The organism is Acinetobacter sp. YH12102 (assembly GCF_013419125.1).
GTDB classification, from domain to species: domain Bacteria; phylum Pseudomonadota; class Gammaproteobacteria; order Pseudomonadales; family Moraxellaceae; genus Acinetobacter; species Acinetobacter pseudolwoffii.
Map to the genome: position 1 here is coordinate 64,744 of NZ_VPAS01000001.1, position 25,855 is coordinate 90,598.

Consider the following 25,855-nt stretch of genomic DNA (forward strand, 5'->3'; position numbering starts at 1 on the left):
ATAGAGTGTCTGTTTCGATACCAGTTTAATAAAAGAGAAGCCGGTCTAAATAACAGGAGATTTAAAGAGCTGTTACTTCGGCCTGCTCCAAATTCAGTTGTAATAGCACCAGATCGCGCCATTGACCAAACTTTTGTCCAACTTGCGGCATATAAGCACTTTGCACAAAGCCCAGTTTTTCATGCAGGCGAATCGATGAGATATTTTCTGAATCAATCGCTGCGACCATGATATGCAATTGCTGTGCTTGAGCCTCTTCAATTAAATGCTTTAATAAGATAGAACCCAGACCTTGTCCTGCATAATCCGGATTTAGAAAAACTGAATGTTCTACCGTGTGTTGAAAGCCTTGAATACTACGAAACTGGTCATAGCAGGCATAGCCAGCAACACGCTGATCTCGTCTATCTTCAACCACAAAAACTGGGAAATTTTGATTCTTCAACTGCTTAAACCAGATTTTGAAATAGTTCAAATCAAAGGCTGTTCTGTTCCAGGTCGCAGTGCCATGTAGCACTTCTTGATTATAAATCTCGAGAATGGTTTCAAGATCATGTTCGGTCGCAGGGCGAATGTCAAAATCAGGCATATTCTTGTTCTGTAGGGTTGGGCTGAAATCATAGTTAAAAAAAAGCAGAACCGAAGTTCTGCTTTTGATCATACATCAATTAGAAATGGTATTTAACCAATGCACTAACGTCATTTTGATCTTGGCCTTTTAGACCATATTTATTGTTCCAAACAGAATGTTCGATACCGACATAAAGTTTAGTCTCTGGAGAAATGTGTTTACCGACATTCCATTTGTACTGAGACGTCCAGTTTAACTCGCTTGCTTGAGCACCTTTTTCAGCAGTTGACCAATCCAGGAAGGCATCTGCAAGGAACTCTTCACCACCAATTTTAAATGGCACTGCATAGGTGATTGTCATTTGATAATCATCTTTATTCACTGTGTCATTGTCATTTGCTGCACGATAGAAATTGATATTGGCATATTGGGTATATGGAATATCTAAAGAGAAACCAATACCATATAAGAAATTATTAAATTCCTGGTTGTTGCCATGCCCGGCATTGTGTTCCCATGTTGTTGCAACAAGAACATCTTTAACAGGGCCAAATGCTAATTTTTGGCCAGTCACTGAGCTTAAGCTTAGACGTGGTGCTAACTCGAAATAAGTTGAGTCGTCATTGTTTTCATCCCATTGTTGGTCAACGAAGAAGAATACATCACCTGCTTTAAGACCTGCCGCATATTCAAAAGTAGCCGTTGTCGCTTGATTGTTGTCACCAGCGAAAGGAACAGCATAGTTTTCACCATAAAGACCGGTCAGGCTAAAATCTTGCCATACGATAGGACTTGCTTGTGTAAAAGCAGCAGTAGAAGCCAATGCACAAAGTGCCGCAAGTTGTGTAAATTTCATTTAAATCTATCCCCCCGAGAAAGCAGAGTAAGCATACAGATTAATGCGTAAAAATAAAGTTAAAAGTGATCGCTGACGTAAATATATTTCAGCCCTCATAAGAGTTGAATAAAGACGATCACCTTCCTAATTTTTCATTGTCTTTCGCTGATGATTTTCTAAAGCATTATTTTTTAAATAAAGTTGAATATGTAGCGCCTTAAAAGACTGAATGTATAACTAAAAATATAAAATCACTTCAATCCAGGATGATGAGTTTAGAAAACCAATAAAAATAGGGGGAATATGCGGATTTTTAGCAATTAATTTGAGCCTGAGACTGAATAGCTTTGTTCTGTTTGTGTAATAAAGCTACTTTTAAAATCTCAAATGACGGTCGTTTTATAAGCCTGTTCTCAGTCTCTTCAAGTGAGATTGAGCGGTCTTATATTTCAATTGAAAATCATTTTTTCAAGTTGTTATTTTCGAATGAAGAAAGAGTATTTTTCCTGGTTCTGCACAAGCAACTAAACAATGATAAAGCATATGATCTCTTCAGGACTGTAAGGCTGACTAGGAGCTGATCTTATAAGATAAATTATTAGGTAAAAGTGAGCTAATTTCCATAAAAAAATACTTTTAATTCCTCCTTTTTTAGGTTTCCTGGTCGAGTGTTATTTAAGCGATTTATCGGTCTGGCCAAAAAAAATTTCAAATTAAATCGTGTGAAGAGTTGCGCAATTGCCGTTTGAAAAATCCTGCATTTTTGAGCTGAGTAAGCAGTTGTCACAATGGATTATTCTTTTGCTAAAAAACCAAAATATCACTTGCATATTTCCAAGATACAGCCGATATTCAAGATATAAGGACACGGTTCTGCAGACTCAAAAATGTGTTCATCATTCAAAGTGGAGGGTGTAATTCCAATCATTTGAAGAAGTGAAATTCGATGCGAAACAGCAAGTTACAAACGTGCCAAGATAAAAATTTTTGCACTCAAAAAGTTACAAAGATTGAGGATGGTAATTTATGAATATTGAACTTCGTACAGATAAACACATTCAGAATAGCGAGCGTTTAATTGATTATGTACGTGAAGAATTAAATCAAGAATTCCAGCGCCATAGCGAGCGTATTACTCATTTTTCAGTCCATCTCAGTGATGAAAATGGCGCCAAAGGCGGTGATGATGATATTCGCTGCATGATAGAAGCGCGTCCTGCAGGGCTAAAACCCGTGGTCGTCAATCATCGCGCTCACAATGTGGATACCGCCATTCGTGGTGCGATTGACCGGCTAAAACGCAGTCTGGAACATGTGATTGAGAAAAAAGACAATGTTCGTCCTGGTGCCTTAGCACTGGCAGATACAGATACTGCAGCAGAGATTGACGAGTAATGCTGACCGATTTTAAAAAGCCCTGCGGGGCTTTTTTTGTATGAAATAAAAATATAATAGTGAGAAGCGCAACAAAGCCGCACGTTATTCGGCATAATAGTCGAAAACGAATGAAAGTGAGCTCCATCATGTTAACTGCGCAACAACAGCTTTTTGTGCAAGCACTCGAAGAATTAAATCTGGATCAGGTAAAGCAGCTTTTGGCAGATGGACTCAATCCAAATTTTATTGATCATGACAAAGGCCCGGTAATTTCGGTCTGGTCAGATGGTTTATTTAAATGGTGGGAAGAGGTATGCGAGTTATATGAAGCCGGCACCCCACTTTCAGCTGAAGAAAAACAGGCAAGATTGGCTGTACATTTACAAATTCTGGAAGAATTGATCCAGGCCAAAGTGAATTTGCATCTCTGGGATGCAGAAGAAATTTATGGCCCATTATGGGATGCTGCAAGTGCCGCATGTGCACCTGCCGTGCAGCGTTTACTCGATGAAAAAGTTGATCCAAATAGCAAAGATGAAGATGGCATGACCATTTTATCTTCGATCAGTGACCTGTTCTTCGATTGTGATTTTGATGAAATTAACTGGTCAGAAGCCTTGGATGAAGAAAAACAGACGCTAGAACTCCTGCGTAGTCATGGCGCAAAAATGAGCAAAGAACTGGGTTAAATTTTAATAAAGAGCACCAAGATGACAATATTAAAAACTTTGGGTTTAATTGCACTGACTGGTTGCAGTGCATCACTTTTCGCAGCAGATTTTGAATTTGATCGACCAGGTGAAGGTCTGAGTACAGGCATTACCCCGGTCGGAAATGTTGCCTGGGAGCAAGGTTTGCCCACAGCCCGCTACAGCAAGTCGGGCGAGCAAACGGTAACGACACTGAATGCAGATATGTTGTTACGTACCGGACTTAGTGATGGTCTGGAGTTGCGTCTGGGTTGGGAAGGCCCTGTCTGGTTACAAGTCAAATCCAATGGTCAGACGAATGAAAATGATGGTCTGGGCGATGTCAGTATTGGTCTGAAAAAAGCCATTGATCTGGATGATGACAAACTGAGTCTGGCCTTGCTGGCCGAAGCAGTTATTGCGACAGGCAATGCCGGTTTCAGTAATGAAGAAGATATTTACAGCCTGGGTTCTGTCGTATTGTACCAATATAATGACTTGGTTAGTACTGCATTGACTATGCGTTATGAATGGCAGGACAGCAATTGGGCCATAGCTGCGATTCCATCGATCGGCTACCAGATCACCGATCGCTGGTCAGGCTATTCTGAACTGATTTACCGTAAAGCTGAAAGCATCGACAATGAATACGCGCTTGGCACTGGGGTAATGTATGCACTTAATGACCGTGTTCAGCTGGATGCCAGTGTGGGAGTTGATCTGGACGGTACAGAGCGAAGCTACTTTTCAGGTTTAGGCGTATCCTTTTTATTCTAGGACACTCCAGTTTCGTGATGATCAGAAACCCGCAATTCCAGAGCTGGGGCAAAATGCTTGCCCCGGTCATCCTGGGAAGCCTCGTGTTTAGCAGTCCGGTTCAGGCCGAAACAGCGCTCTTGTCTGCCGAGCAGGCTTTTCCTGTTCATGTGATTTCTACCAGTCAGCAACAGGCTGAGCTGAGCTGGCAGATTCCGGATAACTATTATCTGTATCAGCATAAAATTGAAGTGCGGCAGGGCAATCAGCCTGTATTGCTTGAATTACCGCCTGCTAAAGATCTGTATGATGACAACTATGGGCATACCCAGGTGTATTATCAGCAGTTAAAGTTTCAGATTCCGACGCAGGCCAACCAGTCCTATCAGGTGAGCTGGCAGGGCTGTGCCAAAGACCGAATCTGTTATCCGCCGCAAAGTATTCAGTTCAAGACAGATCTGTCTGGTCTGGTGCAATTTGAAGCTGCCGGCCCAGGAAGCAAGCGCTTACTTGATCTAAACGGGTCATCACTGCAACACAATACCCTGTTTAATACAGCGGATTCCTCAGAATCTACAGCAGATGCATTTTCTGCAACCTCTAGCGGGCAACCCGCAGTCGGTGCGGCACAAGACCAAAAATGGTCAGCTCAATTGCTTGAACGCTCTTTGGGTTATGGACTGTTACTGTTCTTTGGCTTAGGAATCTTGCTGGCTTTTACCCCATGTTCCTTGCCGATGCTGCCGATCCTGACCTCGCTGATTGTACGGGATAGCAAAGGTGTCAAAGCCTGGATGATCGCCCTGACTTTTGTCAGCAGTATGGCCGCGGTCTATGCGGTGCTGGGTTTAATTGCGTCTTCGGCCGGCCTGAATTTCCAGCGTTGGTTGCAGCAACCCGGTACCCTGATTGCGTTTAGTGTATTGTTTGTCCTGTTTGCCCTGAATCTGTTTGGACTGTTTGAAATCAAACTGCCACAACGTCTGGTTCAGCGTCTGGATCGGGCTCAGGCCATGCAGCAGGGCGGTAGTTTGGTCAGTGCTGGAGTCATGGGCATGATCTCGGCGCTGCTGGTCGGGCCATGCATGACCGCACCGTTGGCGGGTGCACTCTTGTTTATTTCCCAGACCCAAAGCCAGTGGCAGGGTGCCTTGCTGCTATTTACCCTCGGTTTTGGCATGGGCACACCTTTACTGTTGGCCAGTATTTTGGGTGCACGAGTACTACCTAAAGCCGGGCACTGGATGAATCAGATCAAAGTGCTCTTTGCCTTTATCATGCTGGCGCTGGCACTGTATTTTATTCGCCCACTGATTTCAGAAGCGACTTTACAGTGGTTATCCTTAGGCTTGGGCATGGCCTTTGTGGCTTATGTACTGTTCCGGATTTTCTGGCATCGTACCGGCTTGAGGTGGTTATATATCCTGTGTCTGGTGATAGCGCTGCCTTATATCAGTTATAGCCAATATCAGCATAGTCAGCGGTTTTTTGTTGAGCAGTCCAGTACAGAAGCCCAGTGGCATGTGGCACGCAGCGCAGCAGAATTTCAACAGATTTTGAATACAGCACCGCAAGGACAAAAGATCGTGATTGATGTCTATGCTGACTGGTGTGTTGCTTGTCAGCCGATTGAACATCGTATTTTAAAATCTGCACAGGTACAGCAGGCTCTGGCACCTTATTTCCTGATCAAGCTGGATTTAAGCCAATACAATGCCTCGCATCAAATGCTGTTAAATCAATGGGAAATTCTGGGACCACCAACCTATTTATTTCTGAATGAGCAGCAGCAGGAAATTCGCGGTTTACGTTTGACCGGTGCTTTTAGCGAAGCAGAATTGCTGGCCCAGCTGCAACGTCTGGCTCAAAGCTCAACCCTATAATATTCATAATCATCGAAAAAGCTGAACCCGTTTAAGAAACCTGCATCTGTGCAGTCACCGGCTCAGCATAGGCTTTGACCCGATTACGTCCACCGGCTTTGGCCTGATAAAGCGCCTGATCGGCCTGACTGAGTAGCTGTTGTGGGCGTAACTCGGCTTTGGAAATAGCAATTCCGAAACTGGCAGTCACCGGAATCGGCTCACCTTCATCACTCATCATCTGTAATTGCTGAATCGCGCTGCGGCAGCGTTCTGCTACTTGTTTAGCTTTTTCCAGACTGGTATTTTTCAGCACCAAAATGAACTCTTCACCGCCAAAGCGGCCCACCACATCACTTTCGCGTAACTGTTGGCTCAATACAGCACTGACTTCAACCAAGGTTTCATCGCCCTTATGATGACCATACAGATCATTAATTTTCTTAAAGTGATCCAGATCTAAGAGAACCAGGGCGTAATGGGGTACAGCCGTAGCATTGAGCTGATCCAGACATTGATTGATACTGCGCCGGTTAAACAGGTTGGTGAGCGGATCAATCTGACTGAGCTGCTTGATGAGTTCTTCACGATGACGCCATTGGCTGAGTAAAATTTCAAATAACACCATGCATACAGCTAAAATTGGGACAATGAAATACAGCATTGAAAACAGCCAGAAAGCATTATAAAAATGTTTGTCCTGAATGTTGAATAAAGGAGAATAAGGCAATTGCTGACTGAAGCTCAAATAAGCGCAACCGCCTAAAAAGAGCGAGGCTGGAATCAGCATGCTATAAACCAGCCTGCGATGAAACAGCACCAGTCCCACCATAATTAAACAGACATAGGATGTGGTGGCCACAGGACTGATCACCCCCACGACATAGGCATCACGGCACAGCGAAATCACAAAAGTACCAACTGCCAGATAGGGCAAATAACGTTCCACCAGAGGATTGCTCTGAAATTTATAACAGGGATAAATCAGTGCCAATAAAATCGCTAAAAAGCTGCTGTTCAGGATAACTTGGGTATGAACCCGTTCTAACTGAACATATTGCCAATACTCTGGATTGAATAAAACAAAGATATCCCAACCGAGCCAGGTCAGATGTACGCCGCAGCCCAAAGTTAGCATCAGGATGCACTTTTTGAGAATACTCCAGTTCATCACGACTTCATCTTCGACCAGATATTTCGTGATTCTGTGTTTGATTATTTTTTGTAATACAGGCGATATTCGCTTCATGTTGTCGGTCTGACTTAAATTATTATGGCAACTTTTTAAGATTTATTGACTATTTATAGCTTTATTTACATAAGATAACATAAGTTTTAACGCTTGATAAACCACAATATTTAAGGCGTCTGCAAAATAGGAATTTCTAATATTAAAGCTGGTTTTGTTCTAAATTCAGAATGATGTGTTTTATCTGTGCTAATTATTTCATGCAACCTAAGCCTTAAAATGGCTGCATTAGTTAGATAGCCCCATAGATGAGAGCGAAGCCATGAAAGTTTTACAGATTGATTCCAGTATTTTAGGCGATGCCTCTATTTCGCGTCAGCTGACTCAGGCGTTGGTGAGTCAGTTACAACAAAAACATGCTCAGGCCATCGAGCTTGAATATCTCGATCTTGCTGCGCAGCCGATTCCACATCTCACGGCTGAAATTTTAATGGGTCAGAATGCAGAACAGACTGCATTAGGCGAAGACATCCTGCAACAGTATTTACAGGCAGATATCGTGGTGATTGGCGCGGCCATGTATAACTTTGGCTTACCATCGACCTTAAAAGCCTGGATTGACCGGATCTGTGTGGCGGGACGTACGTTTAAATATACCGAACAAGGCCCTGTCGGTCTGGCTGGCAATAAAAAAGTATATATTGCCAGCAGCCGTGGCGGAGTTTATGGGGAGCAAAGTCCTGCCGATTTTCAGGAAGCTTTTTTGAAAACCGTGTTTAACTTTACCGGCGTAACCGATATTGAAGTGATTCGTGCGGAAGGCGTGAACATGGGCGAAACGATCAAGGCACAAGCCTTAGAGACGGCATTGCAGCAGGTTCAAGCCATCTAAATATCCAAAAACAACTCAAAAGGTCAGCCTATGCTGGCCTTTTTTATATGGGTAAACAGTGATTAATCTCGATCCAGACGGTGCGCGAAGGCTGCCAGATCGCTCAGCGCCTGTTGGGCTTCCTCAAACCAGGCACTGAACATCTGAAAGTTATGCCACATGCCGGTATACAGTTTAAATTCCACATCGACACCCGCCTGTTCGGCTTTTTCCTTAAAACGACTGGCATCATCCAGTAGAATTTCCTTGGAACCGACCTGAATATGAGTTGGGGGCAAGCCGCTTAAATCGGCGAAAAAGGGCGAAACTTCCGGATCACCCCGATCGATGGCACGCGGGACATAATATTCAATGCCAGTTTCAACTGTTTCCAGAGACAGCAGGGCATCATGTTTCTGGTTATAGCGCAACGATTCACTGGTCAGGGTCAAATCCAGCAAAGGAGACAACAGAATCAAACCACTCACTTGTGGGAGGTTTTCTTTTTGTAATTTGAGCGCCAAGGCCAGCGCCAGATTGGCCCCACAAGAATCACCGGACAGGATGATATCTTTGGCCTGAACGCCTTGATCGAGCAATAAGTTATACACATCAAACAAGGCTTCCAAGGCCTCTGGATAGGCAGATTCCGGTGACAGCGGATAATCTACATGCAGTACCTGCATCTGGGTTCGAGCCGCAATTTGAGTCATAAAGGCACGATGGGTATTTAAAGAGCCTAAATAAAATGCCCCGCCATGAATATGAAAAATCAGCTGAGTCGACTCTTGCTGCGGCTTAATTTCCTCTGCGCGCAGACCCGCCAAACGTAGCGAACGAATCTGTACGGTTTTGTCTTGTGGAAAGAGTTTGCACATCTGCTCCAGTGCAATGCGCATTGAACTCGGTGGAAGATTGAATCTGCTCGGGGCACGAATGACTGTCTTTAAGATGCTTTCTGTAATTAATTGTTTTGTTAACGGGCTTATCTTCATTTTCCTTCCATCTTTTTGTGCTTTTATTGATCATGTAGATTATTTACCAACCATATTTACAAGGTTACACTAAATAGTCACAGCTAAAAATTGAAAAATTGTTGTGACTTTTTAATACTACAGAGGTCTATTTTCAGACTAAGGAAATGAAGAAAAATGAAAAAAATAGCGCTTATGTTAGGACTACTAGGCTTATCTGTATTGGCAAATGCCGCAGATCCTTTAAATGGCACGGTTTGGAAAACCATTGATGATAAAACCAAGCAGCCTAAGGCCATGGTTAAATTTACTGAACAAAAGAACGGTACGTTATCAGCAAGTATTCAATCTGTGTTAACACCAGGTGAAGAAAATGCCTGTACCAAGTGTGAAGGTCCGTACAAGAACAAGTCACTCAAAGGCTTGACCATTGTGAAAGGTCTTAAGAATTCAGGTGGTACCAGCTATGACAGTGGTTCAATTCTGGATCCGCAATCTGGTAAAACTTACAAACTAAAAGGCCAACTGGCAGATGGTGGCAAGAAACTTGAGCTTCGTGGCTTTATTGGTGTGGCAGCATTAGGCCGTAACCAGACTTGGGTTCGTGCAAACTAATCCAGTTCGATAGAAAGATAAAAGCCTGACTGCTGTCAGGCTTTTTTGTATGGATTATTTAGAATAATAATTAATTACTTAAGGTGCGATAAGCCGCGTCATCAAAACCGGCAATAAAACCTGTGGGCGTGGCCAAGATCGGACGTTTAATTAAACTGGTATGAGTGCTTAATGCGGCAATTAAAGCATCTTCACTGGACAGCGCCATTTGCTGCTGTTCTTCAGTCAGTTTGCGCCATGTGGTTCCTTTTTTATTTAATACCACATCCTGACCCAGCGCATTCAGCCAGACTTTAATGGTATCAGCATCGATGCCCTGTTTCTTATAGTCATGAAATTCATAGCTCAACCCCAGCTCAGTCAGTAGGTCAAAAGCTTTTTTCATCGAATTGCAGTTTTTAATCCCGTAAATTTTTAACATATTCGCCATCTAACACATCTTAAATCATGGCCTAGCTTAACCAAATTCGCAGCAGTCGACCATGCAAAATAGAATGATTAGAAAACAATTTAAAATAGGGAGGCAGAATCGTCATCAAAATGACATCAATGCGCTTTAAAATGATTAACCAGAAAAACAACAATAAAAAAAATAATAATTTTAGGCAGTGGAAATAGAAAACCCGCATTTAATCATCCTGATCATGCGGGTCTCAATTCAACGTCCATTGTCACATCCATGAAAAACAAGCTAAATGTTTTAGTTTGTTTTATTTTCTTCCTACGGCGTCCTGTCCTTATATTGTCATCCTGACATGTCCCTGTGCCGTGAGGCTATAATGCTCTGTTATGACATCGAGATAAACCCAAAAAATACGTCATGTCATGTAAGCAATAAGCCTTAATTGAGTGAACAGGTGTGCACTCAATTGATAGGTATTTTTTTATAGTTTGTAGTCGATGATCACTGGGGCATGATCGCTAAACCATTGTTCCTTATACACCCAGGCATTGATGGTACGCTCTTTCCAGTCTGGTGAGCAGGCCTGATAATCAATGCGCCAACCGACGTTCTTGGCTCGGGCTTGTCCGCGGTTTGACCACCAGGAATACAGTTCTGCTTCTTTGCGTACTTCGCGAAACGTATCGACATAACCGAGTTCATCATAGATATGATCTAGCCAGGCGCGCTCATGCGGTAAACAGCCGGAAGCTTTCTGGTTGCCGGACCAGTTTTTAATATCAATCCGTTTATGCACGATGTTGTAATCACCGCAGACAATCACCGATTTATTTTCATCGCGCCATTGTTTCAGGATTTTGGCATATGCTTCCAGAAAGTGATCTTTACGCGCTTGTGCTTCATCGCCTGATGAGCCGGAAGGTAGATACAATGAACAGATATGGGCCGTTTTCTCCAAACCTAAATCAAATTCAGCTGCAATAAAACGGCCTTGCGAATCTGACAGTTCAAAGCCCAGACCATCGGTTAAAGAGACAAAGGGCAGGCGGCTATAAATTGCGGTACCGGCATAACCTGGACGTTCGGCAGGGAATAGATGGGTATACCAGCCTTCCGGTTTAAATTTATCGGTCCACTGCACATGGGTGATCCGGCTTTCCTGCATACAGATCACATCGGCATCCGACTGTTCCATCCATTCCAATAGCCCTTTGCTCACCGATGAGCGTAAACCGTTGACATTAATTGAAACGACACGAAGAATTTTTTGATCACCTGGATAGCTACTCTTTGGTATCATGCGCAAGTCTTACCTTAATTAATGGATTTAGGAGCACCTCATGCCAACGCCAGCTCAGTTTAACCCGCAAGCTTTTATCGAACTCGCATTATCACGCGGTGTGCTTAAATTTGGTGAGTTTACTTTAAAATCGGGACGTGTGAGTCCCTATTTTTTTAATGCGGGTCTGCTGAATGATGGTGAAGCCTTGACATTGCTGGCTTCTGGCTATGCAGCAAAATTAACGGCATGTGACCATGTGGAAGTGGTTTTTGGTCCTGCATATAAAGGTATTCCTTTTGTGGCAGCGACCGCTGTGGCGCTATCACAAAATCATGGGGTGAGTGTGCCTTGGGGTTTTAACCGCAAAGAAGCCAAAGATCATGGCGAGGGTGGCGTACTAGTCGGTGCTTCTGTAGCAGGTAAAAAAGTCTGGATCATTGATGACGTGATCACAGCAGGAACAGCGATTCGTGAAGTCGTGACAATCTTGAAAAATGCCGGTGCACAAATCGCAGGTGTTTTGGTTGCACTTGACCGTCAGGAAAAAGGTCAGGGCGATTTATCAGCCATTCAGGAAGTGCAGCAAGAGCTTGAGATTCCTGTACATGCCTTGATTACCATGAAAGATTTGATGGACTATCTGGAAACCAAGGGTGATCAAGAAGCTTTAACTAAAATGGAAGATTATCGAGTTAAATACGGGATCTAAGCGGTGATCCTTATCGTAAAGGAAGCTACAGCTTCCTTTTTTGTTTTAAAGTTCAATTGATGTAGAAATTAAGCATGCAAATACAGGGTGAATACTTAAAAAACTAAGTCAAAGTGCTGTAATTCAAAGATTTTTAATATTAAAGACTTTCAATCTTGATGTAGATGAATACAGTTTAAAATACTGGAAATTGACAATAATATTCAGTGATTCTGTACGCATTTGCTTACATGAGTTCAAGCCGTTTGCGTCTATACGCAGCTTTGCTGCATTGCCTATAATGAATTCATCAGGAACAGGATGTTCCATAAAAGAATAACAAGAGATAAATACAAGGAAAGTAAGGTAAGACAGGAGTCATACCCAGCGAACCAACACGAAAAACCCCCGGCAGGATGCTGGGGGTTTTTCATTTTTAGCGATTCATGCAGGCCCAGATGTAACAGGCTTAGACGCGGGGAGAATAAATAAGATGATTTACTGGTTTAAATGACTGGAATAGGTTTAGAGAGTATCACCAACCGATCACTTTTGAAGATTGTTAATCTTTAGAGCCAAAAAAAGCACCTTAAGGTGCTTTTTTTATTGCTGGGCTAAATTATAGCGCAACGATATTGATCGCGTTCGGGCCTTTTTGACCTTCAACTACGCTGAAAGAAACGCGTTGGCCTTCAAACAATGTTTTGAAGCCAGAACTGCTAATTTCTTTAAAATGAGCAAAAACGTCAGGACCTGATTCTTGTTGAATAAAACCAAAACCTTTAGTTTCGTTAAACCATTTCACTGTACCGGTAACTGTAGTAGACATAATATAACCTATCAAATTTTTAATAATTTTAGCCATTGAAATGACTATGGATAACTTTGAAAAACAACAAGAATTGAAATAAAGATCTGAAAAAACTGAGGATTATAAAATAACACTGCGGTACTTAAAGAAGTTTAACTAAACAACACTTTTTTCTAGTTGAGTACAGCATAACCTAAATCAGCAAATATTCAAGTTTTTTATATTTATTATTTATTTTTCTTATAAATATAAGTGGATCTTTCTTTTTAAATATGTGCTGATCAATTTTTTTAGTATGACTGACTGTATGAAAGATTTACTCAAGCAAAACAACAAACATACATTCTGCTTACGTTACTTTATGTTAATCAAACTGAACCAGTACGCGGCAAGATTTTTCTAAGTGAGTGTATTTTATAACATTGGGTAAATTTGCAGCTGGCTTGTTTAAGATAGTTCTGGTCATTGTTCAGCTATTCAAAGGCCCCTATATTAAAAACACATGGAAAAATTAACTATAAGAATTTCTTAATTTTAATTTAAAACCAGAATAAGAGTGAGTCTCATGGATTACTGGAATTGTGTTTTATTAATTTCCATTATTGCAGTTGTAGGCCTAACGATTATTATCCTGCTAGTCGGCTGTAAAATCTGGAAAAACCTGATCGTCACTTTACTGATTTCGACCATAATGAGTTTTTTGATTATCTATGCCATCAACTTTATCTTTGGAAAGAGTCTGCATTTCCTTTGGGGTCACCGGGAAGTCGGGAATCTTGACTTTATGCTTGAAATTGGGCTGATGAGTCTGGTGATTGGTGGGGTAATCACCTTTATGATTATGTTAGGCACCTTGATTGCCAAAAGTAATGATAAACAGAGTGAGGAATAGAAACAGAGAGCAGGCAGTAGCAATGCTTTCTCTGGACAATACACAGCCTCCTTCTCTTGAGTCAATTTAATAACAGCCGACGAAGTATGAATGGGTTTTTCATACTTCGTCGTGGTCTTACCTTTTATCTTAAAAATGATAATCCGTCCTTAAAACATCATTTTAAGTCCTAAAGCATAGATCCAGACCCGGTCAGAGCCGGATGCCTGCTGCCAGACAGCCTGTTTGTTTCCTTTGCTATATTCATAGCCAACCTGCAGATAAGGCATGACTTTTTTACTGATCTCATAACGGGTTTCCAATCCTAATGTCGCATGACTCAGACCAGATTTTTTCGCACTCGCAGCTTGATCATTGAAAATGATATCCAGTTCAATAAAGGGCTGCATAATCAGTTTCTGAGTCAGCAACAGGTCACGTTCTGTTTCCAGTTTGAATCCGACAAAATCATCTTCACCGACATAGAGATAGGCATTGGTTTCAAAAAAATAAGGGGCCAGGCCATGCAGTCCAAGCACTGCATCGAAACGTTCATTTTGTAGGGAAGCTGTATGCTGGCTTATATTTTCCTGACGGTAGCGCAAACCGGTTTGTACATCCCAGAAATCGGAAATATTACGGCTATACAGGATTTCGGCCGCATAGTCAGCCTGACTCGATTCAGATTTATCTGCCTGCAGCTTGAGAAAAACCTTGTTTTCATCAGTACCAATTCTGGCTTCATTCTCTGATTTAAAAGCGCCATTTCCAGCTGAATTGATTTGCCATTTCTGGTCCAGAATGACTTGGCTATAAATCTGTGCACCATGTTCTTTCCGATGGTCATGCTCCGCAGTAGCGCCAACAGGTTTTTCGTGCCCTACAGATTCTTGATCAGATAAAGATCGAGCTTGTTGGGTATGTGAGCGTAGATCCGGCACTGCAATAGGAGCGCTGTGATGTACTGCGGTTTTGCTAGGATGATGATCCTGATGATCCTGATGATCCTGATGATCCTGATGATCCTGATGATCCTGATGATCCTGATGATCCTGATGATCCTGATGATCCTGATGATCCTGATGATCCGCTGCCAATATACCGAAACTCGCCACGAGCAGTGCACTGCTTAATACCGATTTTAAAAAGAGCTTAGTGATGTGCATGGCTTTCTCCTTGATCCACTGCTGGCTTTGACGGCATTTGTTGCGGCGAAGCATGAGAAGCTTGATCGTCATTCACATGTGCCACAATCAGCTTATTCATCATGCCGGCACTCATGTGATAGAGCAGATGGCAGTGAATCGCCCATTCTCCCAGTTCATCTGCCGTTAATAAGGTTGTGAGCGTTTTTCCAGGTGGCACAATCACGGTGTGTTTATTTGGCATCTGTGCAGCAGATTGACCATTTTCCAACTGCATAAACATGCCATGTAAATGCATCGGATGCGCCATCATGCTGTCATTGATAAATTTCAAACGGATCCGTTCGCCATATTGCACCTGCAATGGTTCGGCATCACTGAATTTTTTACCATTGATGGTCCAGATATAACGTTCCATGGTTCCACCCAGACGAATCACCAGTTCACGTTCTGCGGCTCGGGTATCGGTTTGTGGCGTCAGGGCTTTGAGGTCTTGATATTGCAATGCTTTATGCCCTGCAGGCGTAGACATATTGACCCAACCCTCAACCGGTGGATGAGACGGATTTGTCTTGGGTATAGCACTGTGACCTGCGTGCATGTCGTGCTGGGCATGCTCATCATGTTTAGGCGTATCTGTTGCAGATTGCGTGGTCTGACTGCTGTGTGCGGTATGAGACATGTCATGCGGTTCGCCATGTCCCATATCTTCCATGGTCAATAAGGCACGTGGACGTGGCGTCGGTAATTGAATCGGATGTGTCGCTGGATCAGCCTCATTGTGCAAGCTGCCAATGGCAAAGCCTGAACGGTCGATCGATTCGGCTTCAATCTGGTAATGAGGTGCAGTTGGTTCCACAATCACATCATACGTTTCAGCAGTTCCGATACGGAATTCATCTACAGCGACCGGCTGTACAGCTTGTCCATCGGCGCTAACCACGGTCATTTTAAGCTGGGGAATACGTACATCGAAAAACGACATGGCCGAGGCATTAATGAATCGCAGACGAACCTTTTCATTCGGTTTAAATTGGCCGCTCCAGTTCTGTTGCGGGGTTTTGCCATTGATTAAAAAGGTATAACCGCTGACATCAGACAGGTCGGTTTTCAACATGCGCATCTGGTTCCACATTTTGCGATCTGACCAGGTGGCCTTGAGACCGTCACGTTTTACCTGCTGGAGTACATCGCCCACGGTTTCACGCTGATTCTGATAATATTCAGCCGATTTTTTTAAATTATTCTGAATCTGCTGGCTGTCCTGTTCATGAAAATCCGACAGCATCACCACATAATCCCGCTCGGTTTTTTCATGCTCAGGCATCGGTGTTTGTGCTTTAGGATAAATCACCAAGGCACCATATAAGCCGTCCTGTTCCTGGCCTTTGGAATGCGCATGATACCAATAGGTACCGTTTTGACGAACCTTGAAACGATAAGTAAAAGACTGCTTCGGTTTGATACCCTGAAAACCATTAAATCCAGGGACACCATCCATTAGGCCGGGCAGGAGCAGGCCATGCCAGTGCAGCGAGGTATCTTGATTCTTCAGGTTATTTTGCACATGAATCACCGCATCATCACCTTCTTCGAATTCCAGCAAGGGGGCAGGGAATTTTCCGTTTACGGTAATCCGTTTGACCGTCTTGCCGGTGAGATTGAGCGGGCTTTCATCAATGACCAGATGATATTCTTTAACAGCTGCAAAAACTGCAGACGATGACATCAGGCAAATGCCCAGACATAGGCATTGGGGAATTTTAATTAACATCACTTAATCCTTAATTAATAAAAAATTGAATATTCAGGATTAAGTTTTGGGTGGGCGCAGGATTTCCTGCCAATAACCGGCAAGGTGTTTGGCATGATAAGTTGGGAGGAGGGTTCTTTCTAGAGAATGATGGTCGAATACTGTCAGTTCAGGGGCCGAAATTTGCAAGCCGCTCATCTGGCTTTGACAGGCCATCGTACTGCAATCCAGACAGTCTTGTGAGTGCTGTGGCATATCCGGAAAACAGTCAGCCTGTGTCAGGTCTTGATCTGAGTTATGCGCAGATTCATGCATAGCATGAGAGGTGGAGGCTTTTACCATGTCCAGACAATGGCTGCTCATCTGTTCAGACGACATGACCAAATGCATGGTTGTTGCAGAAGCAACAGACACACTGCTCCAGCCTATGGCAAAAACCATAAGCATCACCAACCAGATCTGTTTGACGAGCCGTGTGAGCAAAGTCCACCCTGAAAAAAACGCTGCATGTTTGAGCAATAAAAGCATAAACGCAGTGACTGCAATTAGCAAATCCTGTGCGAGATTATTTTTAGTCAGCTACATCACACTTTTATAGGTTCAGGTTTCAGTTTCGCACTTTTCACATTTTTTACAGTCCAGCAGCATGCCAAGCTTTTCTTTGCGACCTTGCTCGGTCATCACCCAGGGCCGATTTTGCCACGGCGGGGTATGCCGTACATGCTGGCCATGTCCGCAGGCCAGCTCTGCAACCCAATGCTGTTCTTCATCCAAATGAAAACCGATAATTGCCTGTTGCATGGCAAACCTCCTTTTGAGCTCAATCTGCCTCAGTACTTATCTAAAAATCTATACAGAACAAGTCATGCAAAATCACCATAAACAAAAGAATCCACACAAGCTATACTCCTTGCTAAGTCATTTTTTGAAAAAGAGCAGAGACACATGCGCGTACTTGTTGTGATGGATCCCATCGGAAATGTAAACCTGAAGAAAGACTCGACCATGGCCATGCTTTGGGCAGCAGCACGCCGTGGGCATGAGCTTGGTTATGCATTACAACAAGATTTATATATTGAACAGGGCAAAGCTTTTGGTTTGATAGCGCCGCTACAGGTGTTTGAAGACTACGATCACTATTATGAACTCGGTGAAAAAAAGAAAGAATCCATCGCTGCTTATGATGTGGTGTTAATGCGTAAAGATCCACCTTTTGATATGAATTTTGTCTACACCACTTATATTCTGGAGCAGGCAGAACGCGAAGGTGCATGGATTATTAACAAGCCACAAAGCCTGCGTGACTGTAATGAAAAACTGTTTGCGACCCAGTTCCCGCATCTGCAAGTTCCGACACTGGTGACTTCGCAGCAAAGCCTGATTCGTGAGTTTCTCAAAGAACAGGTCGATGTGATTGTGAAACCGCTGGATGGCATGGGGGGTACTGGAATTTTCCGCCTGTATCAGGATGGCATCAATATTGGTTCAACCATTGAAATGCTGACCAATAACGGTACCCAGCCGATTATGGCACAGCGTTATATTCCTGAAATTGTCGAAGGTGATAAACGTATCCTGATGATTAATGGCGAGCCAGTACCATATTGCTTGGCCCGTATTCCACAAAATGGTGAAGTGCGCGGCAATCTGGCGGCAGGCGGTCTGGGAGAAGCACGTCCACTGACTGAAAATGACCGCGCCATTGCGGCAAAAGTAGGCCCTTATCTTAGAGAAAAAGGTCTGGTTTTTGTAGGACTGGATGTGATTGGTAATTATGTCACTGAAATTAATGTAACCAGCCCAACCTGTATTCGTGAAATTGATGACCAGTTTGGAACCTCAATTGCCGATGATCTGTTTGCTGTATTAGAGGCAGGCCGTTCGCAGCAGGTTTAAACCAGACAGAAAAAGAGCCTCATCTGAGGTAATGCTGATCAGTTAAGGAGTTTAGAAGTAGACTCTTTAACTTTTTAGTCGTTCACGACGGAGTCTTAACTTTATAAATCAAATGCTTGAAAATAATTTGTTACTTTGGTTTCGCCCAAATGAGAAGCGAAGCTTCGCAAGGAAGGCATCTTGCGGAGCAACACTCCTCACCGCAAAACTCGGCAGCCACCATCGACTAGGGCGTGTCCTCATTTGAAAAATTGGTTTTAAATACTTAAAATCCTCCTTTAAGCTCTTTTGATTTCTATATTTTTTCAATGGCACGTACTCTTCTTACCGATGATATCTGGCAGCAAATTCAAGATACTATGCGATTACATGGTTGCTACCGTTCAAAGAATAGTAGAAATATCATGGAAGCGATCTTATGGAAACTGCGTACAGGCGCCACATGGCGTGATATTCCTCAAGAATTTTGTCCTTGGCAAACTGCTTATAATCGTTTTAATCGTTGGGCAAGCAAGGGATTGTGGAATAAATTTTTTTTAGATTACGAGGCGTCTTGGATCAAGAATGGGTATTCATTGACGGAAGCTACATACGCGTGCATCAACATGCAAGTGGAGCTCGGAATGGTTTCGAAAGAGCAATTGGACAATCACGTGGTGGACGAACAACAAAAATACATCTTGCAACCGACGCGAATGGATTACCGATTGATTTTAAAATCACTGGGGGTGGCGTCCACGACAGTCAAGTTGCAAAACAACTGATTGATACGGTAGACGAGGCAACTTATCTCATTGCTGATAAGGGGTATGATGCTGAGCACATTAGAATATATGCCAAGAACAAGAATATGATTTCCATTATTCCATTGAGATCAAACAGTAAGAGATCGAATAAGGAATTTGATAAATATCTATATAAATTAAGACATTTAGTTGAAAATGCATTTTCGAGATTAAAACATTTCCGTGCTATTGCAACTCGATTTGATAAACTGGCACGCAATTATAAATCTATGATTCGTATAGCCTGTATATTTATTTGGTGCAAAGCCAAATGAGGACACACCCTAGTAAATTTGTCGCAGAAACAATCATTTTTAAATCTAGTCCTGCCTCAAACAGTTGCGGATGACTTTTCTACTTGTCAAATATGATCATGAATTTAAAAAAGAAAATTCTAGTCAATTTCTTAACTGACTGGCATTACTCATCTGAGGCTCTTTTTTATTGAGCATAACGCTTAAATAAAAGCAGCGTCATCAATATTCCTAAGATAGAAAGACAGGCTGTGACTGTCGCGATATGGGCCCATTGTTGTGTCGTGGATACCAGTGCTGCACTCAGAGGAGGTACAAAGAATTGCCCACAGGCTGAAACCTGTAAAACCAGACCGACACTGGCGGCTGCGGCATTGGCATGCGGTGCATAGCGCAGGGTAATCGCAAAAATTGTGGTCGGAATCATCCCGCCAATGAGTGAAAACAGTACGGCACTCACAAGCTGTAATTCAAATAACAGCCAAGAGCTTGCCGCAAAAGCCAGCAAACTGCTGCACAGCATGGCGATAAATCCTGTGCTTAACAGGGTTTTGGGTTTCCAGCCACCTTGCAGCAACATACCTGCGCCAAAGGTACCGCCTAAATTGGCAAGCACCACCATCGAGACCAGAGCCCCTGCGACTTTTAAGTCAATCCCATGTTCGACATACAGGGTAGGCAAGAATCCAGTCACGGTTATCCACTGACTGGTATAACAGGCAAAAATAATGGCCAAACACAAAATCGGTGGGTGAGTCAGGGTCACTTTAATAATTTGCCAGAAGGAGGTATTTTCTGTGCCGGCTTGCGGGTGATTCGGCTGTACCGGTGTGACCGCTTCAAGATATAAATACCGTTTAATCATCACTGCAATGAGCAGACAGAGACTCCCTAAAATGGCCCAAATGCTTTGCCAGCTCAGGTATTCAAGCAACATGGGAATGGTAAAGACAGCAAGACTGACACCAACCCCCATATAGGAACTCCAGAGTCCCATTTTAAAATTGAGTGTTTCAGCTCGGCTGATACGTTTGAGAATGGCAGGGGCACATAAGGAGATAGTTAAAAATCCGATCCCTTCAGTAAAACGGAAGAAATACAACGCCGCGACATGCTGAATCCAGAGGCCTGCCATACTGCTGAGGCCTAAAATGATCAACGCCAAGATCAGGCAGCGTTTTAAACCGACTTTTTCTGACAATGCACCAATACACAAGGCAAACAGCATCCCCGCGCCTTGAACCAGAGACAGGGAAAAACCGGCTTGCGTAAAGCTGAGACCTAAATCCTGTTGTAAAATGGGAATAACCGCAGAAAGTTTCCCGACATGAATAGCCGCCAAATAGCCGGCCAAAATAACCCATAGGTCACGAATTGATATTTTTGACATTTATAATGATTTAATCCATTCAATCAATGTGCTAATACAGCTAAAAAAATGTATATAGCGATATGGATAACATAAAATTTTATTAAGATTTATATGATTTAGGCATAAGTTAATAGAGCAATTAAACTGGCGAATGAATAGAAATTGTTGAGAAAATCCTGGAAAACAAATAGATCTAACAAATACCGTGAGGGAAAGATTAAATGAAAGAGGGTTAAAATTGTGTTTATATGTCACTTAAGTCTAAGCAAAAATGCCTGCCTGATAACAAAACTAGTTTAAACTTTAAAATCGTATGAAAAAAACAATTAATGCCTTGTTGAAATAAAGTAAATAAACTTTCAAGGCCCTACAATTGTGATTACAATTGACCACTTAAATCAGATTTCCTGTTCCATTTTTTAAATTGAAGAATTAGACCGTGACCGACGCTCAGCAAAAACAGCCTAAACATGTCATGATGATGGCCGCAGGTACGGGTGGACATGTGTTTCCAGCGTTAGCCGTGGCAAAAGATTTACAACAACAAGGGATTGAAGTGTCTTGGCTGGCTACGCCTGCAGGCATGGAAAATCGTTTATTAAAAAATCAGAATATTCCTATTTATCAAATTGATATTCAGGGTGTGCGTGGTAATGGTTTTGTGCGTAAGGCCTTGGCCCCTTTTAAAATCATGAAAGCGACTTTTAGTGCCATGAAATACATGAAGCAGCTAAAAGTCGATGCCGTAGCCGGCTTTGGTGGTTATGTGGCAGGGCCGGGTGGTTTGGCTGCGCGTATTCTAGGCATTCCGGTGCTGGTTCATGAGCAGAATGCGGTGGCCGGTTTTACCAATAGCCAATTGTCGCGTGTTGCCAAGATGGTGTGTCAGGCGTTTCCGGACACCTTTCCCGCACAGGATAAAATCGTGACCACGGGCAATCCGGTGCGCCAAGAAATTAGTGACATTTTAAATCCGTCCTGGCGTTATCAGGAGCGTGAAAAAGCAGGATTACCCTTACGCATTTTAATCGTGGGCGGATCTTTGGGGGCGCAGGCCTTAAATGAACGGGTGCCTGAAGCCTTAAAACAGTTCAATGTGCCTTTAAATGTCTATCATCAGTGTGGTCAAAACCATGCTGAGGCGACGCGTGCACGTTATGCCAATGCTCCGGCAAATCTGCACGTCGAAGTCCAGCCTTTTATTGAAGATATGGCCAAAGCCTATAGTGATGCCGATCTGGTGATTTGCCGTGCCGGAGCTTTGACTGTAACTGAAATTGCCACTGCCGGCGTAGCTGCGATTTTTGTGCCGCTTCCAAGTGCAGTGGATGATCATCAGACGGCCAATGCCGGTTTCCTGGCCAATATCAATGCGGCAAAGATTTGCCCGCAGGCCACAATGACCCCGGAAAGTTTAAAAACATTATTAGAGCCGATGCTGAATCGCCAACTGTTAATGGAAATGGCCGTGAAAGCACGCCGACAGGCTCAACCCGATGCGACTCAACATGTGGTCCGTTTAATTCAAGAATTGTAATCCGAGTAAACTATGTCTCCAACAACCCCAGCTGAACAAGCGAAAAAGTTAATTAAAGTGCCAGAAATGCGCCGTATCAAACACATTCATTTTGTGGGGATTGGTGGCGCAGGCATGTGTGGTATTGCGGAAGTGCTGAAAAACCAGGGCTATAAAGTTTCCGGTTCAGATATCAAGACATCCAATACCACCGCACAGCTGGAAGCGAATGGCATTAAAGTCTATATCGGACATACTGCAAATAATATTAAGGGCGCCAACGTGATCGTGGTCTCTACCGCGATTGATAAGGAAAATCCGGAAATTAAAACCGCGATTGAAAACCGTATTCCTGTGGTTCGCCGTGCGGAAATGTTGGGTGAACTGATGCGTTATCGTCATGGTATTGCCGTTGCCGGCACGCATGGCAAGACCACGACCACCAGTCTGATCACCTGTATGCTGGCTGAAGAAAACATGGATCCAACCTATGTGATCGGTGGTTTGCTGAACCGTACCGGTATGAATGCAGCCTTGGGCGCCAGCCGTTATATTGTGGCCGAAGCCGATGAGTCAGATGCTTCTTTCCTGCACCTGGAACCAATGGCTGCCGTGGTGACCAATATTGATGCCGATCATATGGATACCTATGGCGGTAGCTTCGATGTCCTGAAAGATACTTTTATCCAGTTCCTGCAAAAACTGCCATTTTACGGCTTGGCCGTAGTCTGTGGTGATGATGCCAATATCCGTGAAATCATGCCGCGGATTGCACGTCCATTACTGACTTATGGCTTCAATGAAGACAATGACATCCGCGCAGTAGATGTTGATCAGGATGGCATGCAAACCCACTTTACCGTATTGCGTAAAGAGCGTGAGCCATTGCGTGTAACGGTCAACCAGCCAGGTTTGCATAATGTGCTGAATGCCTTGGCTGCGATTGGTATAGCAACTGATGAAGGCGTGTCTGATGCTTCAATCTGCCGTGCACTGGAAGGTTTTAGTGGTGTGGGTCGCCGCTTTGAAGTTCAGGGTGAGTTTGCGATTGAAGGCGGTGACGTGAAACTGGTGGATGACTATGGTCATCATCCAAAAGAAGTCGAAGCGACGATTAAAGCTGCGCGTCAGAGTCATCCGGACCGTCGTCTGGTAATGATGTTCCAGCCACACCGTTATAGCCGTACCCGTGACTGCTTTGATGATTTTGTGGAAGTACTTTCGACTGTAGACCAGTTATTGTTGCTGGATGTTTATCCTGCTGGCGAAAAACCGATTGTAGGGGCGGACAGCCGTACTTTAGCCCGCAGCATTCGTTTACGTGGCGAAGTTGAGCCAATTCTGGTCGATGCGGTGGACGGTAATCTGAATCAGATCATGAGAAAAGTATTGCAAGCAAATGACTTGTTATTAACCCAGGGCGCAGGTAATGTTGGAGCAATCTCAGTCGAACTTGCGCAAAATCACTTATATATAAAATAGTCATCTTGCATGACTGAATTGAATTGACCAGATTGAAAAAAGTTTAAGGATATAAACGTGTCAAATGCTTCAAAATTCGGAAAAGTTGCCGTGTTGCTTGGTGGTAAATCTGCAGAGCGTGAGGTTTCTCTAGACAGTGGTACGGCGGTACTTGAGGCATTAGTGCGTTCAGGGGTCAATGCGGAAGCTTTTGACCCGCAGCAACGTAGTGTCACAGAACTGGTAAATTATGACCGTGCTTTCATTGTATTGCATGGTCGTGGTGGTGAAGACGGTCAGATTCAGGGTGTACTGGAATGGCTAAATGTGCCCTATACCGGTACAGGGGTACAAGGCTCTGCAATCGGCATGGACAAGGTCAAGACCAAGCAGGTCTGGCAGGGTTCGGAATTGCCGACAGCGCCTTACCGTATTGTTACCAAAGATTCCGATGCGGCTGATATCGTCAATTCTTTAGGCCTGCCTTTGATTATCAAACCGGTACATGAAGGTTCCAGTATCGGCATGAGCAAGGTCGAAAAAATTGAAGACTTTGCAGAAGCAATTGCCAAGGCAACTGAACATGATGCCGTGGTGATGGCAGAACAATGGATAACCGGCCGTGAATTCACCATTGTGGTTTTAAATGGTCAGGCGCTGCCTGTGATTCGTCTTGAACCACCTCAAGATGTTGCTTTCTATGATTATGAAGCCAAATATAACCGTAATGATGTGCAATATGGCATTCCATGTGGTTTGACCGAAGCTGAAGAGCAACAGTTAAAAGCCCTGAGTCTGCGTGCATTTCAGGCAGTCGGTGCCAGCGGTTGGGGCCGGATTGATGCCATGCAGGATGAACAGGGCAACTTCTGGCTGCTGGAAGTGAATACCGTACCGGGCATGACCAGTCATTCTTTGGTGCCAAAAGCGGCAGCTGCAGTCGGTTATAGTTTTGATGACCTGTGTGTTGCGATTCTGGAACAGACCCTGACCGGGTCGGCACACTAAATATGGCTCAACTTCCTGTTTCCATGCGCCGTAAACGTGCTGCGATTACCTCAATTCACGACAAGCCGCCGACACGCAAAGAAAAGCTGTCCAATTTTGGTGGCTGGTTATTGTTGTGTATTGCGGTGCTGGTGCTGGCCTTTGGAATATTGGGCTTATATAAAGTCATGACCAATACCGAAGTGGCAGAGCTGGGCGTGTTAGGTACGCGCTCGGCTGCTGAACAGCGTCAGGTCATGCAATATGTGTCACCGGTTGTGACCGAAAACTATTTTACTTCGGATCTGGAAGCGATCCGCGATCGTACCCTGGAGCTGTCCTGGGTGGATCGGGTGGTGGTTTCCCGAGCCTGGCCAAATGGCATTCGGGTACGGATCATGCCGCATCATGCGATTGCACGTTGGGGTACAGGACGTTTATTGAGTGACAGTGGTGTCATTTTCACTGAAGTCACACCCAAGAATTATGAGGCATTACCGTTGCTACATGGGCCGGCGAGCCATGCAGAAACCATGATGCGTCGTTATAATGAAATTAATCAGTTATTTTTGCCACACGGCATTCGTCTAAAAGAACTCTATCTCACCGAGCGAATGACCTGGTTTATGCAGTTTGATTCGGGTTTAAGAATAATTGTTGATAAAGATCAGACCATGAGCAAATTACAGCGCTTGAGCCATCTGTCTCAAAGCGACTTAAAGCCGGTCTGGTCTAAAATTTCGGCCATCGACCTGCGTTATCGCAATGGATTGTCGATACAGTGGAAAAATTCAATTCCGCCTAAAATTGTAAATGGGCATTTTATTGTAACCATTGATGACACGGGCGTTGAGAATAATGTAACAGTAAAGCCATAATGATCGGCTTT

The 25,855-nt window shown here is 43.6% G+C and carries 26 protein-coding genes; 14 read left to right on the top strand and 12 right to left on the bottom strand.

Going from position 1 to position 25,855, the window contains the following annotated elements; genetic code table 11:
• Window positions 1-61: 61 nt before the first annotated feature.
• Window positions 62-589 (bottom strand): GNAT family N-acetyltransferase, encoded by a 528-nt coding sequence (locus tag FTU42_RS00335; protein ID WP_074383845.1) that lies wholly within the window; start codon window positions 587-589, stop codon window positions 62-64.
• 79 nt (window positions 590-668) lie between these two features.
• On the bottom strand, window positions 669-1,427 hold the full coding sequence (locus FTU42_RS00340) for an outer membrane protein OmpK (protein WP_180082891.1): 759 nt from the start codon (window positions 1,425-1,427) through the stop codon (window positions 669-671).
• A 1,008-nt stretch (window positions 1,428-2,435) separates the two neighbouring features.
• Between FTU42_RS00340 and FTU42_RS00345 the strand changes: the two genes are divergently transcribed.
• From FTU42_RS00345 to dsbD, 4 genes are all read left to right on the top strand, one after another.
• Window positions 2,436-2,804: an HPF/RaiA family ribosome-associated protein gene (locus tag FTU42_RS00345; protein ID WP_005094974.1), complete on the top strand. Its 369-nt coding sequence runs from the start codon at window positions 2,436-2,438 to the stop codon at window positions 2,802-2,804.
• Window positions 2,805-2,932: 128 nt separating this feature from the next.
• Window positions 2,933-3,475: a hypothetical protein gene (locus tag FTU42_RS00350; RefSeq protein WP_005094976.1), complete on the top strand. Its 543-nt coding sequence runs from the start codon at window positions 2,933-2,935 to the stop codon at window positions 3,473-3,475.
• Between the two features lie 21 nt (window positions 3,476-3,496).
• Complete coding sequence (locus tag FTU42_RS00355; RefSeq protein ID WP_159138394.1) at window positions 3,497-4,252, top strand: transporter; 756 nt, start codon at window positions 3,497-3,499, stop codon at window positions 4,250-4,252.
• A 53-nt stretch (window positions 4,253-4,305) separates the two neighbouring features.
• Complete coding sequence (gene dsbD / locus FTU42_RS00360) at window positions 4,306-6,114, top strand: protein-disulfide reductase DsbD (protein ID WP_373686730.1); 1,809 nt, start codon at window positions 4,306-4,308, stop codon at window positions 6,112-6,114.
• Window positions 6,115-6,145: 31 nt separating this feature from the next.
• Here dsbD and FTU42_RS00365 read toward each other — a convergent pair whose 3' ends face one another.
• Window positions 6,146-7,342 carry a GGDEF domain-containing protein gene (locus FTU42_RS00365; protein ID WP_159138393.1) on the bottom strand — a complete coding sequence of 399 codons (1,197 nt, stop codon included), beginning with the start codon at window positions 7,340-7,342 and terminating at the stop codon, window positions 6,146-6,148.
• Between the two features lie 262 nt (window positions 7,343-7,604).
• Here FTU42_RS00365 and FTU42_RS00370 point away from each other — a divergent pair, with 262 nt between their 5' ends.
• Window positions 7,605-8,174 carry an FMN-dependent NADH-azoreductase gene (locus FTU42_RS00370; RefSeq protein ID WP_005094985.1) on the top strand — a complete coding sequence of 190 codons (570 nt, stop codon included), beginning with the start codon at window positions 7,605-7,607 and terminating at the stop codon, window positions 8,172-8,174.
• A 62-nt stretch (window positions 8,175-8,236) separates the two neighbouring features.
• Here the strand turns inward: FTU42_RS00370 and FTU42_RS00375 are convergent, their stop codons facing one another.
• Window positions 8,237-9,148, bottom strand: a complete 912-nt coding sequence (locus tag FTU42_RS00375; RefSeq protein WP_005173280.1) for an alpha/beta hydrolase — start codon at window positions 9,146-9,148, stop codon at window positions 8,237-8,239.
• Window positions 9,149-9,304: 156 nt separating this feature from the next.
• On the opposite strand from FTU42_RS00375, the gene FTU42_RS00380 reads away from it, so the two are divergent.
• Window positions 9,305-9,742, top strand: a complete 438-nt coding sequence (locus tag FTU42_RS00380; protein WP_005173279.1) for a DUF2147 domain-containing protein — start codon at window positions 9,305-9,307, stop codon at window positions 9,740-9,742.
• Window positions 9,743-9,812: 70 nt separating this feature from the next.
• On the opposite strand, the gene FTU42_RS00385 is transcribed toward FTU42_RS00380, so the two are convergent.
• Both FTU42_RS00385 and FTU42_RS00390 read right to left on the bottom strand, forming a co-directional pair.
• Complete coding sequence (locus FTU42_RS00385) at window positions 9,813-10,163, bottom strand: Spx/MgsR family RNA polymerase-binding regulatory protein (protein ID WP_159138410.1); 351 nt, start codon at window positions 10,161-10,163, stop codon at window positions 9,813-9,815.
• Window positions 10,164-10,626: 463 nt separating this feature from the next.
• Complete coding sequence (locus FTU42_RS00390) at window positions 10,627-11,445, bottom strand: exodeoxyribonuclease III (RefSeq protein ID WP_159138391.1); 819 nt, start codon at window positions 11,443-11,445, stop codon at window positions 10,627-10,629.
• 40 nt (window positions 11,446-11,485) lie between these two features.
• Between FTU42_RS00390 and pyrE the strand changes: the two genes are divergently transcribed.
• The gene (gene pyrE, locus FTU42_RS00395; protein ID WP_159138390.1) at window positions 11,486-12,136 is read left to right on the top strand and encodes an orotate phosphoribosyltransferase; all 651 of its coding nucleotides are present in this window, start codon (window positions 11,486-11,488) and stop codon (window positions 12,134-12,136) included.
• A 598-nt stretch (window positions 12,137-12,734) separates the two neighbouring features.
• Here the strand turns inward: pyrE and FTU42_RS00400 are convergent.
• On the bottom strand, window positions 12,735-12,944 hold the full coding sequence (locus tag FTU42_RS00400) for a cold-shock protein (protein WP_005094999.1): 210 nt from the start codon (window positions 12,942-12,944) through the stop codon (window positions 12,735-12,737).
• A gap of 547 nt (window positions 12,945-13,491) precedes the next feature.
• On the opposite strand from FTU42_RS00400, the gene FTU42_RS00405 reads away from it, so the two are divergent.
• Window positions 13,492-13,818 carry a hypothetical protein gene (locus FTU42_RS00405; RefSeq protein ID WP_005095001.1) on the top strand — a complete coding sequence of 109 codons (327 nt, stop codon included), beginning with the start codon at window positions 13,492-13,494 and terminating at the stop codon, window positions 13,816-13,818.
• A gap of 149 nt (window positions 13,819-13,967) precedes the next feature.
• Here the strand turns inward: FTU42_RS00405 and FTU42_RS00410 are convergent, their stop codons facing one another.
• The 4 genes from FTU42_RS00410 to FTU42_RS00425 form a co-directional block, all read right to left on the bottom strand.
• A complete protein-coding gene (locus FTU42_RS00410; protein ID WP_180082892.1) occupies window positions 13,968-14,963 on the bottom strand; it encodes a copper resistance protein B in 996 nt (331 codons plus the stop codon).
• Window positions 14,950-16,716, bottom strand: a complete 1,767-nt coding sequence (locus FTU42_RS00415) for a copper resistance system multicopper oxidase (protein ID WP_180082893.1) — start codon at window positions 16,714-16,716, stop codon at window positions 14,950-14,952. Before FTU42_RS00415 ends, FTU42_RS00410 begins: the two co-directional genes overlap by 14 nt.
• 39 nt (window positions 16,717-16,755) lie before the next feature.
• Window positions 16,756-17,136, bottom strand: coding sequence for a hypothetical protein (locus tag FTU42_RS00420; protein ID WP_227523614.1), 381 nt, complete (start codon window positions 17,134-17,136; stop codon window positions 16,756-16,758).
• Window positions 17,137-17,295: 159 nt separating this feature from the next.
• Window positions 17,296-17,496 carry a DUF3565 domain-containing protein gene (locus tag FTU42_RS00425; protein ID WP_004281307.1) on the bottom strand — a complete coding sequence of 67 codons (201 nt, stop codon included), beginning with the start codon at window positions 17,494-17,496 and terminating at the stop codon, window positions 17,296-17,298.
• Window positions 17,497-17,640: 144 nt separating this feature from the next.
• On the opposite strand from FTU42_RS00425, the gene gshB reads away from it, so the two are divergent.
• Together gshB and FTU42_RS00435 are read left to right on the top strand one after the other, a co-directional pair.
• Window positions 17,641-18,591 (top strand): glutathione synthase, encoded by a 951-nt coding sequence (gene gshB / locus FTU42_RS00430; protein WP_180082894.1) that lies wholly within the window; start codon window positions 17,641-17,643, stop codon window positions 18,589-18,591.
• Between the two features lie 308 nt (window positions 18,592-18,899).
• Window positions 18,900-19,651, top strand: a protein-coding gene (locus FTU42_RS00435) for an IS5 family transposase (RefSeq protein WP_257225536.1) whose coding sequence is annotated in 2 segments (ribosomal slippage) — window positions 18,900-19,134 and window positions 19,134-19,651 — 753 coding nt in all. Because the reading frame shifts where the segments join, the coding sequence is not laid out codon by codon here.
• A gap of 166 nt (window positions 19,652-19,817) precedes the next feature.
• Here the strand turns inward: FTU42_RS00435 and FTU42_RS00440 are convergent.
• Complete coding sequence (locus FTU42_RS00440) at window positions 19,818-21,020, bottom strand: CynX/NimT family MFS transporter (protein WP_180050233.1); 1,203 nt, start codon at window positions 21,018-21,020, stop codon at window positions 19,818-19,820.
• 421 nt (window positions 21,021-21,441) lie between these two features.
• Between FTU42_RS00440 and murG the strand changes: the two genes are divergently transcribed.
• From murG to FTU42_RS00460, 4 genes are read left to right on the top strand one after another with little or no spacing between them, the layout of a single operon-like run.
• Window positions 21,442-22,539 carry an undecaprenyldiphospho-muramoylpentapeptide beta-N-acetylglucosaminyltransferase gene (murG, locus tag FTU42_RS00445; RefSeq protein WP_180082895.1) on the top strand — a complete coding sequence of 366 codons (1,098 nt, stop codon included), beginning with the start codon at window positions 21,442-21,444 and terminating at the stop codon, window positions 22,537-22,539.
• Window positions 22,540-22,551: 12 nt separating this feature from the next.
• Window positions 22,552-24,000 carry a UDP-N-acetylmuramate--L-alanine ligase gene (gene murC, locus FTU42_RS00450; RefSeq protein ID WP_180082896.1) on the top strand — a complete coding sequence of 483 codons (1,449 nt, stop codon included), beginning with the start codon at window positions 22,552-22,554 and terminating at the stop codon, window positions 23,998-24,000.
• Between the two features lie 57 nt (window positions 24,001-24,057).
• Window positions 24,058-24,987 carry a D-alanine--D-alanine ligase gene (locus FTU42_RS00455; protein WP_005173261.1) on the top strand — a complete coding sequence of 310 codons (930 nt, stop codon included), beginning with the start codon at window positions 24,058-24,060 and terminating at the stop codon, window positions 24,985-24,987.
• A 2-nt stretch (window positions 24,988-24,989) separates the two neighbouring features.
• Window positions 24,990-25,844, top strand: a complete 855-nt coding sequence (locus FTU42_RS00460; RefSeq protein ID WP_074383860.1) for a cell division protein FtsQ/DivIB — start codon at window positions 24,990-24,992, stop codon at window positions 25,842-25,844.
• Window positions 25,845-25,855 lie beyond the last annotated feature (11 nt).